Genomic DNA, 16,241 nt, shown 5'->3' with positions numbered 1-16,241 from the left:
CTGCCTCAGGCCAAACCGAACAAGGCGCCGTAGGCGGCAACCATGCTCTCGAGGCTGTAGGCGTCTCTGGCCCGCTGTTGGTTCAGGCGGCCGAGGGTCTCGCGACGACCGGCATCGGCGCAAAGTGACGACAGGGCTTGGGTCAGGGCTCCCTCCTCGTCCCTGGGCACAACGAGTGGGCGGTTTTCGGGGGCCAAGATGTGCCGCACGTCACCGACGTCGACCGCGGCGACGGGCCGACCAGCCGCCATGGCCTGCAACAGGCTGTTGGGCATTTGCTCGGTGTCCGACGACAGGGCAAAGACATCGAAGCCGCGCAGCGCTGCGGGCACGTCATCGATGTGGCCGAGGAAACAAGTGCGTTCCGCGATCTTCAGCTCCTCAGCCAAGGCCCGCAACGTGTCCATTTCCGTACCGTCACCGGCGACCACAAGGACGGCCGGCGACCGCTCCGGCAGGGCGGCAAAGGCGCGCAGCAGCCGGCCGACGTTCTTCTCCGGGCGCAGCGGCGCCGCCGTGCCGATGACGGTCACTTGGGGCTCCATGGGCCCGAAGCCGCGGGCGGCAAGAAAGGAGTCATCACGCTGGCCGGGCATCCCGCGATAGCGTGTAAAGTCGACGCCATTGGGCACATGCAAAAGCTTCGACGCGGGCACCCGCCAGGCCCCCGCGGCGATCGCCATCAGGGTCCGCGATGGCACCACCAGCCGGTCCGCCTTGGCAAGAGCGACCCGCCGCAGAAGGTTGCGGCGCCAAAGCTGCCCGTCCCCCTCCTCGGCCCCGAAGCCGCTTTCGAAGTGAATGTGCCGGCAAAGCGGCGCTATGCGGTTGGCCAGGGCGCACTCGATGGCGCCCCAGTTGTATGTAAGCAGAAGATCCGGTGAGAGGCTTCGAATCAGCCCCCGGACCCGGCCGAGACTGCGCAGGAGGTTGTAGGCAGGCAGGTCCAGCGGGCGAAAGGCAACACTGGTGTGGGGCGCCAAGCGCTGGCGGGCCTCAAAGCAGCCGTCCAGCGACACCACGGTGTGCTGCACCCCTTCGGGCAACCCGTTGATCACCTCGCAGATCCTGATGGGAACGCCCCCCAAGCCGAAGCTGGCAAAAACATGCAGGAGGTGCCGGGCTTTCTCGTCAGTCGCGCCCGCGCCAGTCGCGTTCAACGCCCTTGCCGTCATTCCGGTCATCGCCAGATCAGCCTCGGGTGCGCAGGTGCCGGAGCCGCCGATCCCGGGACAGGGCGGCAAGAGCGGCTTATCTGGAACCCGTGGGCCACAGGATCACGCGCACCGTCTGCATGACGATAAAGAGATCCAGAAGCAGGCTGTAGTGACGGATGTAGTAGAGATCGTACTGCAGCTTGGTGAGGCCGCCCTGGATGGAATCGCTGTAGACGTAGTGGAGTTGAGCCCAGCCGGTGATCCCCGGCTTCACGCGGTGCCGCTCGCTGTAGTAGGGGAAGGCCTCGGTGAGCTGCTCGACGAACTCGGGGCGTTCCGGGCGCGGGCCCACGAAGCTCATGTCGCCCTGCAGCACGTTGAGGATCTGCGGCAGCTCGTCGATCCGCAGCTTGCGGATCACCCGACCCACCACGGTGATCCGCGGATCGTTGCGCGCCGCCCAGACGGCCACGCCTTCTGACTCGGCGTCCACGGCCATGCTGCGGAATTTGATGATGGTGAAAGACTCGCCTTTCAGGCCGATGCGCTCCTGCCTGTAGAAGACAGGCCCCGAGCTTTCGATCCGGATCGCCAGGGCGGTCGCCCCCATCAGCGGCAGAGAGACGATCAGCAGGAAGAGGCTCAGAACGACGTCCAGGCCGCGCTTGACCGCGTGCTGGACGGCGCCGCCAGAGAAGCCCTCGGCAAAGATGAACCAGCTCGGCCGCAACCCGCTGAGATCGCAGCGCCCCGTCTCGCGCTCCATGAAGGTCATGAAATCGTAGATCGCAACCCCCGAGAGCTTGCAGTCCAGCAGATCGTCCACCGGCAGCATGCCGCGGCGCTCCTGTACTGCGATGACGATCTCGTTGACCTGGCGGTCGTAGCAGAGCGCCGGCAGGGATTCGGACTTGGAGATGATGCGCGCATTGGAAACGCGCGGCGCTGTTCCTTCGACATCCAGAAAGCCCACGCACTTCATGCCGCAGCTTTCGCTGGATCCTTCCAGTTCCTCGATCTCCGCCGCATGGGCGCCGGTTCCCAGAACCAGGACCCGCCGGGCGATGAGATCGGTGTCGATCAGGCGCAGGAAGAGATAGCGCAGCAGGAACACCCCCATCAGCGATACCGGCAGCGCGATGAAGAGGGTCCGGCGCCACACGGCCAGCGAAGGCCAGACGTAGAACAACACCGAAAGAAGCACGAACGTCAGTCCCAGACTGAGGATCGCGCGGATGAAGACGTCAAAGAACCGCGTCGAATAGCGGCCGTGATAGAGGCCCATCGCAAAGAGCGAGCCGACGCCGGTTAGTGTGTAGATCCCCGCATCCCAAAAGTGGTTGCGGATAAGATCGTGGAATTCGACCGCCAGTCCCCACTGGCTGAAGGCCCCAAGATAGAAGGCCGCAGACAAGACGAAAGCTTCGCCGATCAAAAGGAAAGCGAAAGGTCTCGCAAAGTAGTTCTGAGGAAGTCTAAGAAACATTTGCCCCGCTCAAATGCTGCCCCTGTTCACCCAGGAATGTTGGAAGACCGGTTTCGATCCGCAATGCGCCACTGTGGGGAATCCCACGTACTCTCCACGAAAAATATGAAGAAAGCGCATTCGGCCGCTCTATTTAAGATTAAGGTTATGCGAAGATTTCTCCCTTTCCGGTTGTCAGTCTCGCCGCTTGGGCGCCAGCAAAACCGCCGCCGCCCGTTCATTATGCGGCGGTGTCAAAGGCTGTCCAGTGTCGCTGGTCGGTCCTGCCGGCCGCGCTTTTGAAGCAGAGCAGCCCTGGCGCTGCAAGCGCGAAGACAACCCCAGCCCCGGCCCCAGAGACTAGCCGGGGATTGCAGGACCTATTTCCCACTCCAGGGCGGTCCTCAGGATGAAGTCGAGATCGTCGTGCTCGGGCTTCCAGTCGAAGACGCCACGCAGCCGCGACACGTCGGCCACGAGCGCCGCCACATCGCCGTCGCGCCTCGGCGCAATGCGGATGGTCAAGGGCGTGCCGGAGATGCGCTTGATGGCCTCGAGAACCTGGCGCACCGAGTAACCGCGGCCGTAGCCGCAGTTGAGCGTCAGGCTTTCCCGCCGGGCCTGCAGATGGTCAAGCGCCAGAACGTGGGCGCGGGCGAGGTCGCTGACGTGAACGAAATCCCGGATACAGGTGCCGTCGGGCGTGTCGTAGTCGTCCCCGAAGATCTGGACCTCCGATCGCTTGCCGGCCGCCGCCTCGCAGGCCACCTTGACGAGGTGGGTGGCATCCGGGGTCGACTGACCGGTCCGCCCCTGGGGATCCGCACCGGCGACATTGAAATAGCGTAAGGAAATGTAGCGGAGGTCATGGGCCGCCGCCGTGTCGCGCAGCATCCACTCGACCATCAGCTTCGAAGTCCCATAGGGGTTTGCCGGCTGGGTCGGCGCAGTTTCCTTGACTGGGGACTGGCGCGGCTGGCCGTAGACCGCGGCAGTCGAGGAAAAGACGAAGGAGGTGATGCCGTGATCGACGCAGGCTTGGAGCAGCAGCCGGGTCTTGCAGGTGTTGTTGAAATAGTAAGTCAGCGGTGCGGCCACCGATTCAGGTACCACCACATCGGCCGCAAAGTGAATGACGGCGGAGACGTGGTGGTCGCTGAAGATCTGCGCGAGCAATTGCGGATCGCCGACATCGCCCTGATAGAAGGGGATATCCCCAGGGACGAGGCTGCGCCGGCCCTTGGAGAGGTTGTCCAAGACCACCACCCGATGCCCGCTTTGGCGACAGGCCAAGACGGCGTGACTGCCGATGTAGCCCGCTCCTCCGGTGACCAGGACGACGTTGTCGGTCATTGCTGTCCCATTCTCTAGGGCGCCGGGAAGCGGCGCCGGTGCTGTCCCCGAGGGTGCGTGCCCGCCCAGGCCCTCTGACACCAATGACCGCCGCCGGACATACGCCTGATGGCAATCAGGCAATCGGCAGCGGTCACCTAAACCAACCCGGGGGCGAGAGTGCACTGCCTGACCGATTGCCGCAACGCCCTCGGCACAGCGTCCTGCAATCGGCACCCAGGCTCGGTTCGGGCAGCGGCTTCGCGGGTCGTTTGGTCACCTTATCATTGGGCGCACGCAGATAGTCATAATTTCCTAAACAGAGATTCGGAGACATACCGCTCCGTCGCCTTTGCTGAGCGTGGGCGGCGCGCCGAGCGCCGCTACGGGGAGAGTCCGGCGGTCCTGTGGCCGCTCAACCACAGCCTGCGGACCGCTGCCCACCATCGGAAGAAGCGAGCTCCTGTTACCCGGCGCCAATGCTTAAGGCCTTGGGAGCCTTGGGTTGCCAACCGGTCAGCCTCCAATCGGTCCCGACGGCGCGGGCCATCGCGACCGTCTCCAAGACTTTGAGGCTGGCAATAGTCTCAGAACTTTCATCTTTTCTCAAAAGTACCTACAGAATCAGCGTGTAATTGGGGGTTGATAGCAAGCGCTGCCGTGGTAGCCATCGCGACACCCGGAGGATAGCGGGAGCCCGGTCGGTTTGCAGGCCTGCGCAATACCATGGAAGCAAGGAATATCGCGGGTCTTTATGGTTAACACAGACTTCGGGTCGAGGCCGAAGAGGGGTTTACCATGGAGGATGACTTCCGCAGGTTCGGCAATAAAGCAATAAACTACTTTAAATTGAGCTACAATTAGTGGTTAATCCGAATTGATTCAATGATGACTACATTGACTTTTATGGATCATAAGAATAACATCATCAATCGGGAGCGGGTAAATAGCGCAAGTAAATAAAACGCGCAGGCGCCTGCAGACGTGTTTACAGGGTAGTAAGAGCAGGCTCTGTAAATCTGGTGACGGACCGGTAAAGGGCCTAAGCCGGCAACGCTCCCTCGAATGCATTCGCTTTGTCATGAAGACAAGGACGGGAGACGTTCAAAATGTCCGTATCTGAGTTGTACCAGGCGGCGATGGCGGCCCCGCGATCGATGCGTCGCATTCGGTCATTACTGGCCCTGTCAACGCTTATACTCGGCTCCCTTTCAGGTTATTGGATCATCATCGAATTCATTCTGCCCTGAGCGGGAGCTGAACGCAGCGTCACCTTAAAAGCTTTGAACTTGTCGGACTGCATGGGAACCCGGTTCGGGACCTCCTGCGGTCCGGTGAGGCTTGCCTTTTCCCGTTATCCTTAATCATTTGTTGATCAGAAGGGCGCAGAGTTCGCGGACATTAGGTGTCGAACTGCCGATTGTCCGTGACAGACCTGATTGCCGTGTCGCCCCTGCCAGCCGGAAACGCCGCTCCACCGGGCTGTGATATGCGCCCGCAGACTGCATGCGACATCCCGCAGAGGCCGCTGCGAAGGGGGCCCCGTCATGCGGGGATCTCCGGGGCGGCGGGCGGCTTCTGCAATGGCCGGGTCATTCCTCAAGCGGCCATTGCTCTGCGCTTGTCGTTCCAAACGCATCAATCTAAGGTCTGCAGTCAGGGGTAATTGGATTCTAGGCGTGGAGATTCGTAAATGACCAATGAGGGGATAAGGTCACTTTTTTCAGCACTGTGCGCCATCTTGGTGGCATTGGCCGTTGGTGCCTGCGCCGATAGCCGCGAATTGCCGCCGGCGCTGGTCGAAGCGCCCGACGAGCCGCCGCTCTATCAGATCGGCGCCGGCGACTCCCTGACTATATTCGTATGGCGCAACGCGGAGCTCTCGACATCGGTGACCGTACGGCCGGACGGGCGCATCTCGGTCCCGCTGATCGAGGACCTCTACGTCGAAGGCAAGACGCCCAGCAATCTTTCGCGGGAGATCGAGACGCAACTCGCCGTCTATATCCAGGACCCGCTCGTCACCGTCATCGTTGGCGGATTCGTCGGAACCTTTCCTCAGCAGGTGAGAATCGTCGGCGAAGCCTCCCAGCCCCAGGCCATCCCCTTCCGCGCCAACATGACCGTGCTGGACATCGTCATTCAGGTCGGCGGGCTGACGGAATTCGCCGACGGCAACAACACCACATTGGTGCGTTTCCAGGGCGATGAGATCCGCGAATTCCGCGTGCGCCTGGACGACCTGCTGAACGACGGCGACATCTCCGCCAATGTTGCGCTGCTGCCCGGTGATATCCTGATCATTCCGGAAAGCATCTTTTAGGCGCCGGTCGGGGGAGGCCTGGCGAGCGCATGCAGGCCGGTCCATCGCGCCCCTGCCCGTTCGTCTCGCCGCGTGCCGTCGGCCGTTGAGGCGCTATGGCCGCCAGTGATCCAATCTATCCGGTGATTCTTGCCGGCGGCCAGGGCCAGCGCCTCTGGCCGCTGTCCCGGCCCTCGCGCCCCAAGCCCTTCCTCGATCTCACCGGCGCACAAAGCCTCCTGCAGCAAACCGCGGCCCGGGTCGCCGAGCCTCAGAGCTTTGCGGCGCCCTTTGTGATCTGCAGCCATCAGCACCGCTTTCTGGTCGCCGAGCAACTGCGCCGGCAGCAGCGCGAACCGCAGCGGATCGTTCTGGAGCCGGTCGCCCGCAGCACCGCCCCGGCGGCCTGTACTGCGGCGCTGCTGGTGGCGGCGCGCGATCCGCAAGCCCTGCTTCTGCTGTTGCCTTCGGACCATTTCATCGCAGACGAAACCGGCTTCCGCCTGGCCGTGCGCAGGGCTGCCGAGGTCGCCGCGCAGGGGCGGATCGTCACTTTTGGGGCACAGCCCGACCGGCCCGAAACCGGCTATGGCTATATCCAAAGCGGGACCAGCCTGCCCAACTGTGAAGGAGCCTTCGAAATCGCCCGCTTCGTCGAGAAGCCAGATCTTGAGACCGCGAAGCGGTATCTTGCCGCCGGCGATTTCGTCTGGAACAGCGGCATGTTCCTCAGTGCCGCGGGCGTTCTGCTGGAGGAGATGAGCCGCCACGCGCCGGAGATCCTGGAGGCCTGTAAAGCCGCGCTCGGGGGCGCCGACACGGACTCCGACTTCCTGCGCCTTGAGGCGCAGGCCTTCGCCGATCAGCCGGATCTCTCCTTTGACCATGCGGTCATGGAGCGAACGGAGCGCGGCGCTGTGGTGCCCATCGACATCGGCTGGTCGGACATCGGGACCTGGGACGCGCTGTATCAGGTCGCCGACAAGGACCGGCACGGCAATGCAATCCAGGGTGATGTCGTCGCGGTTGAATCCCGGGGCTGCTACCTGCACAGCGCATCCGTACCGATCGCCGCCCTGGGCCTCGACGGCATCGCCGTCGTCTCAACCCCCGAGGCGCTGTTGGTCTGCCCGCGCAGCCGGGCTCAGGAAATCGCTAAGGTGATCCGGGCCCTGGAAGCGCGCGCCGACGGCACCACAGCCACACCGCTTGATCAAGACCGGCGCTCTGAAGACAATAGACGGGCCTGACTCCAGCCGAGACGATGACCTTGTCCAGTGACACCAGCGATCAGACCTATCGGGGACGCGGCGCCCAGGAAAGGCCTCTTGACGGGCGACGGCAGGCTGGGGAGCGGCAGGCCGGACGCGGACTGGCGGGTCCTCTCGTCGACCTCAAGACACGAGTCAAGGCCGTCCTCTACCGCCTCTACGAGCGCCGGCTCGAACGCCAGCTGCGGGAGGGCCGCCAGCCCCGGCACATCGGCATCATCCTGGACGGCAACCGCCGCTTTGCCCGCCGCCGCGGCATCGCCGATCCCCATGTGCTCTATGCGCTGGGGGCCGGCAAGCTCGACCATCTGTTGTCCTGGTGCGCCTCCCTTGGCATTCCGGCGCTGACCTTGTGGGTCTGTTCGACCACCAATCTGCAGCGCTCCAGCGAGGAGGTCAGCGGCATCCTGGCGGCGATCCAGGACAAGCTGATCGAACTGGCCGGCGACCCCCTGGTGCACCACCACCAGGTGCGGGTGCGCGCGGCCGGACGCCTCGACCTGCTGCCGGCCTCGACGCGCGCGGCCATTGCCGCTGCCGAAGAGGCCACCAAGGATCACTCCGCCATCGTGCTCACCATCGCCGTGGCCTACGACGGCCGCGAGGAGTTGGTCGACGCCCTGCGCTCGATGCTGCGTGCCAAACTGGCCGGTCGCCCGGAGCCTGCGGCGGTCATTGAGGAGATCTCCGCCGAGACGATCAGCAAGCATCTCTACTCGCCCGATCTTCCGGACCCCGATCTGATCATCCGGACCAGCGGCGAGCTGCGGCTGTCCGGTTTCCTGCTCTGGCAGAGCGCCTACAGCGAGTTCTATTTCTGCGATATCGACTGGCCGGAATTCCGAAAGATCGACTTCCTGCGCGCCGTACGGGCCTACCAAAACCGCCAGAGGCGATTCGGCCTCTAGAGCCCTTCGACGACTTACGTCGAACTCGGTGCCGGCTTCCACAGGCTGCCACAGCCGCTATAGTGCCCGTAGGGAACGGGGAAGACATGATGGCCCGGCTTTCACTCGCCGACCGGATCCACCAGGCTGCCTTCGCGGCGCTCTACCCATGGGCGGCGCGCATGGCCCGCCTGACCGGCCGGAAATCGAACGCGGCGGCCGTCGCCTTGTGGCATCAGGGCCAGGTTCTAGTCGTCAGGCACTCCTACACCAGGGGCATGAGCCTGCCAGGCGGCCACGTCGGGGCGAACGAGCCGCCGGCCTCCGCCGCGGTGCGGGAGCTTGCCGAAGAGGTTGGAGTCGTCATCGCCCCCTCGGCAATCCGGTTCTTCGGGCAGATGGATCTGCGCCCTACCCGCCTCAGCCTCTTCGAGGGTGAGCTTTCCCGCGTTCCAAAGATCAGGATCGACAACCGGGAAATCACCGAAGCGGGTTTCATGGCCCCAGACGCGATTGCCGATCCCTCGCTGATCCTCCGCCGCTACCTTCGCGCTCGCGCGCCGGGGTCGTGACACAGGGCGGCGCCGAGGGAGCCGCGATCAGCCCGGCTGCGCATGCGGTGCAGGGTCCAGGCCAGGCGCGTCGGCCTGCCGGCCACTGACCAGTTGCTCGAGGAATTGCTCCAGGCGGGCATATTGCTCATCCCTGGAGAAGCCGGCACGGGCGCTTTCCGGGACCGGCGGCAAGATTCCCTTTTCCTGTTTTTCTTCGAGCCAGCGCACGAGCTGCGCGGCGATCTCGTCCGGCTCGTTGGAAAAAAAGCCGGCCTGCCGCTCGCGCAGGATGGTCGCCGGCACCCCCTCGCGCAGCCCCAGCACCAGGATGGGCCGTCGGGCGCCGAGGTACTCGAAGAACTTCCCGGGAACGTTGCCCTGCTCCTTGGGATTGTTCCACTGCAACAGCACGAGGATGTCCGATTCCCGCTGACGCCTGAGCGCAGCCTCATGGGTCAGCACTTCCCGTATCTCCACCAGGTGCGAGACATCTTGCGCTTCGATCAAGGGTTCCACCGCTTCCGGGCGAACCCCGTGAAAGATCATCCGGCAGGCCAGTCCGCGCCGGTCAAGCTGCCTCATCGCAGCAAAGAGCGGCGAGGGATCGCGATAGCCGGGATAGATCCCGCCGGTGTAAACGATCTCCAGCCCCGGGCGGCCGGCCGCTCCATCGAAGGGGCCCGTATCACAGAGCTCGGCATCATAGCCGTTGTAGACCACCTCAGTGGGCTTGCGGTAGCGGGCGCTGTAAGACGCGGCCCAGGGCTTGGAAACGGTGACTATGGCACTGGCCTGACCGATCAGCGACTTCTCCGCCAGACGGTTGCGCCAGCGCCGCCAGAAGAACGGCGGCGCGTAGGGATCCTCGGACCAGCGATCCCGGAACTCCGTGACCAGAGGAAGATCGAAGCGCCGGCTCACCTCCTCGGCGATCAGCAGCGTCGTGAAGGGCGGCCCACTGGCATAGACGAGGTCGGGGCGCCAGTCGGCGAGGAGGTCAGCGCTCGCCTTCATGGCAAAAGGCATCCAGGAGACCCGGGCATCGGGGAACCCCGCAAAGCTGGAGTGCAGGCGCCACAGCGTTTTCTTGAGTTTCGTGTGTCTGCTTTCACTGGACGGCAGTGTGCCGGCGGCAGGCACTTGCACCGGTACGGCCGCCGCTTTGGCGTCCTCGGACTGCCAGGCGGTCCGTACAACCCGTTCCGCAGGAAACTTCACCGCCAGATCCTGCGGCAGAGGAGGATCCAGCGGCGTCAGGACGCGCAGGTCATGGCCTCTTGCCTGGAAATAGCGGGCCAGCTTGCCGAGGCGCACCGCGGCGATGGTCCGGCTCGGCGGAAAGTACCAGGTGACCAGCAGGATCTTCACGCTATGGGTTCCCGATTGGTCGGGGCGCCGCCAACGACAAAGACTGGATCTCTGGGCGCCATACCGTGGCCATCTCCTCAGCTCAGACGCGCCCCTGCAGCCCGGCGCTGTCCAGGGCGTCCCGCCCCACCATGGGCCACTCTATAACTGCCCGGGTTGGCGCCGTCGAGCCGGCAGAGCTGCACCAATTGCGCACCCCGGTCGCTGGCGCGAACCAGGGCCCCGCATGGACCATCCGGGCAGGTGCTGGGCATGTGCGGTTCAGTTCCGCGATGAAGCGGTCCCTTCCAGGGCCTCGGGCCGGATCAGAGTCGCCGTGGTGAGACTTTGTGTCTCTTCCAATGCGCTCAGGAAAGCCGTCAACCGGGCGCGGGATGCCCGCAGGTCGTCGGCCGGTGCCGTCGAAAGCGCGAAGGCGGTGGCGGACCGGGAGCCGCCGCTGATGGTGTGCCAAATCTCGAGCAACTTGCCGACGACCGCAGAGGCGGTCTGCGTGCCGCCGACCTCGTACCAGAACCAGATGAGACGCGGCCCCTGAACCGTCTGAACGAGGATCTCACGCACCGCCCAGCGGCGGTCTGCCAAGGCGACTTCGGTCTGCTCAAACCGCGTCACCTGCCGACCGGTACCGCGGCCGACGAAGCTGTTGCCGCCTGCGATGATCTCATGGCCATCGCGCTGATAGGCATAGTGGGCGACGAACAGGACAACCTCCCCATCGGGCGCATTGAACGACCGCAGGAACTGGGAATCGGCTCCACGAAAATGTGGTTGCCAGTCGGCATGCGTTCCACCGTCCAGGACCCACTCACCGCCAGGATGGAGAGCAGCCAACTCGATGGGGCCCGCGTTGTCCGGCGGTGCCGTCACCCCGTGGGTCCAGACTTTGCCGCCGCCCAGAAGCAATACCGCCAAGGCGAAGGCGGCGACGCTTGAGGAGAGGCGGACGCCCGTAGCCGATGCAACGGCTGCCGGTACCGGCTCTTCGCCAGGCCAATGATCCCGGAACAGGGCACCCAGTCCCACCAGAATCATCAAGACCAAGGTCAGGAAGATCAGGCCATAGACAAGGTGGTCGACGGAGATCGCCACGCGGTAGTCGCTCCAATGCGCCAGCATAATGATGCCGTAGGCTCTCAGTCCGTTGGCCAGGATCGGAACCACGAGGCAGAGCAGCAGGAACGCGGCGCGCCGCAGCCAGGAGCGGAAAAAGAGGTGGATCGCCAGGGTGCCTAAAACCAGCGCGGTGATCAGAAAGCGCACCCCTGAGCAAACGTCGGCCACGACGAAACTGCCGGAGGGGATTTCGATCAACACACCGCTGAGGAAGGTCGGCATTCCCGAGGCGCGCAACAGAAAGACCGTGATGTCGGCGGTAATCCGTTGCAACAGAGGAACGATCTCAGCCCCCATCGGCACCGCGAAGATCAGGAAGAACAGCGGAAAGATCATCTGCCGCACCACCGCCCAACCCATGAACAGGGCAAAGAGACCCTGCCAGAGGCCGACGAGGGCAAGTTGTTGGAATAACAGCACGTTGCCGATGCTGCCGACCAGGTGCAGAACGATGGCTCCGGCGACCCAGACGAGGGCCCAGAAGCACGGCCTGGGCGTCAGTTGCGCGAGGTGGTGGCGGCGCTGATAGGCGAGATAGACGACCACCGGCAGTACCAGGAAACCATATCCAAAGGTGTCCGACGTGGTCCAAACCCGCACCATGGACGCCAGGGTTTCGAAGTACAGTCCGAAGAGCAGCAGGGTGGCGAGCGCGAAGAGCAGCCCGGCACGCCGCCAAGCCCGCATCGGCTCGTCAGAGATCCCGCCCTCCGGCACTTTTTCCGCAACCACTGTCATCCCTGATTTCCCATCAGCACAGGCAACAGGCGCAGGCGACGCACCAGCCGGACCGTCATAACGGACAAGGCCGCAAACAGGCGAACCAAAACACTGGTCTCCGCCGGGCGTTCCCGACGGTCACGTCCTACTTGGATCGACACCTGCGAGATCCTGGCCATTCCCGGTCGCGGTCAAACTGACGCCTTATTCTACCAGCAGCCTAGGGGCTGACAATGAAACAGACAGCACGAAGATCGTTACCGCGGCGTTAACCATGCGAGGCCAGCGTCCCTGCTGAGCGAAAACCCGCGAAGCAGCCCCTCGCCGCCTACCCGGTCGTGCGGGCAAGACAATGGACGATTGCGGCACCCCTGACGAAGGCGCAAATGTGGTAGCGCGCGGCCCCGGCCCCGGATCCATCCCCCTAAAGCACCTTCGGACCCAGCTCAGCGCAGATGCTCACAATCCAGTGATCGAGAGGAGAAAATCGGCCCTGCCCCGGTTCGCCCCTCGACAAACGCAGGACCGGCCGGCCCCGAATTAGCCCTAGGCTGACCGAGCACCGCCATGGCATCCTCTAGGCGTGTTGGAGGCCAGCCTCTCCGCTTCGCGCGGCTTGATTTTGGCACAGGCAAGGGGCTCCCGAACGGCCTGTTGCGGCAGCGCCGGCCGACTTGCTACGCGCGAACTTGCAGGACAGGTTCTCTCTCTAGCGTCCCACCACATGCAGAGGAGATCATTCGTAGGATGACAAAGGCCTTCGGTTCGGTGCTGGCGGCGCTGTTGCTTGCTTGCTCTGCCTGTGCGCAAGACGAAAGCATACGGGTCGCTTTGGAAGACAACCGGACCTGCGATGGCGGCCCCTGCCCTGAAAGTGGGCTTTCCGGGCCTGACTCCGCCCCCCAAGCGATAGCGGTCTCCAGCCCTCTGCGCCCATCGCCCCCCGATCCGGAGAGGACACCTCTGCGCATCGCCGAAATCGAGGCCATGCCGCCAGGGTCCTGGCTCCACTACGGCCGGCCATGGAGCGATATCGACCCCGGGCGCGAGAACAACTGCGGCCGCCGGTTCGGAACCGTCCTTGGCGCCTGGAACGGCGTGCTCTGGGATGACCACTATGTCTGGAGTTGGGCCGCCGGCGGACATGGCGACGGCTGTTTCAACGGCATCATCCGCTACGACTTGCGAACCGGCACACCGGAAATGGTGGTGCCGCACATGCCGCTCAACGTTCCGCTCTGCCGCCCCTTCGTAAAACACACCGGCGAGAAGAATTGCTATTGGGAGCCCTATGCCTCCGAAACGCCTTATCCCGGCGGCATGGACCAGCGGGTCGCGGAGTGGCATGGCGGCTTTCTACGCCCACGGTCCAGCCACATCTACAACAACATGGTCAAGATCGGCGACTGGGCCTACCTGTTGACCGGGTACATCTACGGCTCGGCCCAAGGCGATTTCCAGGTCTGGCGCTTCAACGCGCGCGCCGACGACGTGGCAGCCACCATCGAGCGCTTGCCCGACCGCTTCGATCCCGATGGTTGGCCGGATCGCGACGGCGATGGCAAGCCGGACGGCGCGTTCTTCGGTGCGGGCGAGGTCAACTGGGTCCAGCTCCCGGGGGAGCCGCCGCTGATGTTCGGCGGCTCAACCGTTTGCCAGGCCGATATGGTCTCCGGCCAGTATCGCTGCCAGCGGCACCCGAAGATCCATTTCTCCATCGCGGCGACCCTGGCCTTGGATGAAGAACGCGGGGGCGTCTGGGGCATCGACGCCAGACTCGGCCGCCTGGTGTTCGTGCGCCGCGTCGGCGGGACGTGGGCCATCAGTCAAAAACTGTCGGTGATAGACAAGGACCTTTCCAAGAAATACAACCTCGGCAATGCTGGCATTTGCCTGGTTCCGACCGAAAACGGCACCAACCCGGTTATCTGGGGCGAGGCCAAGGAACTGCTCCGCTGGGACGGCAACAAGCTTCATGTTATCGACCTGCCCGGCGGCCCCGAGGCGGCGCGGCGGCGCATTTTCAACAAATGGACCTGGAACGAAGATCTGGGCGTCTGCTGGGGTACTTGGACCGTCGACGAGGGATTCTGGGTCTACAAACCTGCCTTCGCAGCAAAGCACGCAGGCAAGGTCAGGGCCCAAGCCACCCCTGCACCGCAGAGCCGGCGGCAACCCAAGCCAAAGCCGGCGACTGAAGCGGCAGAGGCGGCCGGGCCGAAACCCGAACCGCAACCTGAGCCTGAGCTTCGCGCCGCCACCAACGTTACGGCCCTGGACGTGGCCGGCCTGTCGGACTATCCGGTCTTCGCCGGTCACCGCGCCGCCCCCGCACCCTGGAAACCAGCTGCCTGGGACCAGCCCATCGAACGCCAGCCAGAGGCGCCGGACTATGATGCGCTTTGCCCGGGCAGCTGGAAGGACTTACACTTTCGCAGCGAAGGCGACCTGACCGACAACGCGGCGCAGATGCGCAGGATCGTGCGGGGGGGACGCCCGAACGTCCGAGTCTATCTTTACCCGCTCCTGAACGCCGCCGGCGACGTGATTCCCTACAGCAGCGGAATCAAGTTCGACGAGGTGCGTTGCGCCGAAATTGTCGGTGTCCCGGTGAACGGAAAAAAACCGCATATGAAGGGCGACATCGCGGGGGGCAGCGTCGGCGTGATCGCCCGAGGCATCGCCCTGAGCGGCAGAAGAGGGGTCGTGGCGGCGGACCGTTCCTCGGCCTTCATCGTGCTGCACGACCTCGACATCCATGCCATCGGCCAGATCTTTGGCGCGGGAAGGCCGTCGGCTCCCCTGACCTATCTGGAACTCCGCGGCAACGTCATGGGCAACAACACCGATTGGCACGTCCTCTATCTGGAACGCTCCATCGGCCACATGGTTGCGCTGAGCAACGTCATCTATGGATCAGGCCGCGGCAGACACGCCTTCAAGAATCTGGCCCATCAGTCGCGCATCGAAGGCAACGTCTTCTCCAACGTCGGAATCGACGGACAGGTGCTAGCCGTCGACAAGAACAACAAACCCATCGTCGGCAACATGCCCCTCGATCTCTATCTCTGTACAGAAACCCTGGTGCGCAACAACACGATTCTGTTCCGCACCAGCGGCGCAATCCGGTCCTTCATGGACTATCGCGGGCGGCACGCCTGGGGCAACTGCAACAAAGGCCGGCGGCAGGGCGGTGGCAGCTGGGAGTACTGGTCCCCGGAGAGTCCTGACTACGGGGACCCGGCAAGATGGACGGAAATCGCCCGGGCGACCACGGCCTTTGAGCGGGGTTACGAAGCGGCCAAGGCGGAGCCCTGGCTTTTCACGCACAGAATTGAGGGCAACCGCTTCATCGTCTTCAACGCACAGCAGCGCGGCGGTGCACCGCTGGACGACACTGCGGCAGCAAGAGTCGGCAGCCTCAGGCCCGTCGCCAGCAATCCCAGAAGGAAGGAACTGGTCGATGAAGCCCTCAGCCTGGCCGAGGGCTGCGCAAATTCCGCAGACCGCAAGACCTGCATGCTGACCGGCATGAGCGCCGGACTGCGCTACACTTACGATCACCTCCCACCCAGCTATCAGAATTCTATGATCAAAAGTGGATTCGTCGCCCGCGCTGCACCGATCCCGGCACCTGAACAGTGGGTTGAGCGGTCTGGCGTCTTCTGGGGATCCAATGCATTCATAACCTGTTCGGCGGATGGGCAGGATTGCCGTGAGGCATCGCCGCGCGATGTTCGGGTGCCGGAGTCGCCCTCGGATCCTGTGGTGAACGCCAGTCCCCCAAGAGTGATTTACAACTAGCTGGGCTCGCGCCCTCATTTGGCCCTTCGATTCAACGGTGGGCGGGGGGTGCGGTACGGCCAGTCTTTCGGATTGGTTAACGCTCCATGGCCTATGGTGCCGCATGGCGGCGCATGCGGCAGGGCTGGCGGCCCTTCCTCCACGGACCTGCCGTCGGCGCCGGGCAAGGAGCATTGCCAGACTGCGTTGATTTGCGCAGATTGTGCGCGGCAGCGATAGCCCCGCCGGAGCGGACACCCCCGCGCGCCAAGGCAACGCACCCTTA

10 protein-coding genes are annotated in these 16,241 nt (G+C 64.0%); 5 read left to right on the top strand and 5 right to left on the bottom strand.

The genetic code is table 11. The features are described from left to right. Positions 1 to 5 precede the first annotated feature (5 nt). The 3 genes from Q0996_RS00300 to galE all read right to left on the bottom strand — a co-directional run bounded on the left by Q0996_RS00300 (position 6) and on the right by galE (position 3,975). Positions 6 to 1,175 carry a glycosyltransferase family 4 protein gene (locus tag Q0996_RS00300; RefSeq protein ID WP_299614838.1) on the bottom strand — a complete coding sequence of 390 codons (1,170 nt, stop codon included), beginning with the start codon at positions 1,173 to 1,175 and terminating at the stop codon, positions 6 to 8. Positions 1,176 to 1,251: 76 nt separating this feature from the next. Next, a complete protein-coding gene (locus tag Q0996_RS00295) occupies positions 1,252 to 2,571 on the bottom strand; it encodes a TIGR03013 family XrtA/PEP-CTERM system glycosyltransferase (RefSeq protein ID WP_299614836.1) in 1,320 nt (439 codons plus the stop codon). A 411-nt stretch (positions 2,572 to 2,982) separates the two neighbouring features. Next, a complete protein-coding gene (gene galE, locus Q0996_RS00290; protein WP_299614834.1) occupies positions 2,983 to 3,975 on the bottom strand; it encodes a UDP-glucose 4-epimerase GalE in 993 nt (330 codons plus the stop codon). 1,723 nt (positions 3,976 to 5,698) lie between these two features. Here galE and Q0996_RS00285 point away from each other — a divergent pair. The 4 genes from Q0996_RS00285 to Q0996_RS00270 all read left to right on the top strand — a co-directional run bounded on the left by Q0996_RS00285 (position 5,699) and on the right by Q0996_RS00270 (position 8,986). Beyond that, on the top strand, positions 5,699 to 6,277 hold the full coding sequence (locus Q0996_RS00285; protein ID WP_299614832.1) for an XrtA/PEP-CTERM system exopolysaccharide export protein: 579 nt from the start codon (positions 5,699 to 5,701) through the stop codon (positions 6,275 to 6,277). 95 nt (positions 6,278 to 6,372) lie between these two features. Further along, positions 6,373 to 7,506, top strand: coding sequence for a mannose-1-phosphate guanylyltransferase/mannose-6-phosphate isomerase (locus Q0996_RS00280; RefSeq protein WP_299614830.1), 1,134 nt, complete (start codon positions 6,373 to 6,375; stop codon positions 7,504 to 7,506). 14 nt (positions 7,507 to 7,520) lie between these two features. Then, positions 7,521 to 8,435: a polyprenyl diphosphate synthase gene (uppS, locus tag Q0996_RS00275; RefSeq protein WP_299614829.1), complete on the top strand. Its 915-nt coding sequence runs from the start codon at positions 7,521 to 7,523 to the stop codon at positions 8,433 to 8,435. 86 nt (positions 8,436 to 8,521) lie between these two features. Next, positions 8,522 to 8,986: an NUDIX domain-containing protein gene (locus tag Q0996_RS00270; protein ID WP_299614825.1), complete on the top strand. Its 465-nt coding sequence runs from the start codon at positions 8,522 to 8,524 to the stop codon at positions 8,984 to 8,986. 27 nt (positions 8,987 to 9,013) lie between these two features. Here Q0996_RS00270 and Q0996_RS00265 read toward each other — a convergent pair whose 3' ends face one another. Next, the gene (locus Q0996_RS00265) at positions 9,014 to 10,336 is read right to left on the bottom strand and encodes a glycosyltransferase (protein ID WP_299614824.1); all 1,323 of its coding nucleotides are present in this window, start codon (positions 10,334 to 10,336) and stop codon (positions 9,014 to 9,016) included. Between the two features lie 261 nt (positions 10,337 to 10,597). Next, entirely contained in the window at positions 10,598 to 12,190 is a 1,593-nt protein-coding gene (gene xrtA, locus Q0996_RS00260; RefSeq protein ID WP_299614822.1) for an exosortase A, read from the bottom strand. A gap of 729 nt (positions 12,191 to 12,919) precedes the next feature. On the opposite strand from xrtA, the gene Q0996_RS00255 reads away from it, so the two are divergent. Next, positions 12,920 to 15,976 (top strand): hypothetical protein, encoded by a 3,057-nt coding sequence (locus tag Q0996_RS00255; RefSeq protein ID WP_299614820.1) that lies wholly within the window; start codon positions 12,920 to 12,922, stop codon positions 15,974 to 15,976. Positions 15,977 to 16,241: the final 265 nt, after the last annotated feature.

It is taken from the genome of Pelagibius sp., assembly GCF_028289705.1.
Classification (GTDB): Bacteria; Pseudomonadota; Alphaproteobacteria; order Kiloniellales; family Kiloniellaceae; genus Pelagibius.
The sequence above is the reverse complement of the archived record's forward strand: the minus strand, read 5'-3'. Positions and strand labels throughout refer to the sequence as shown.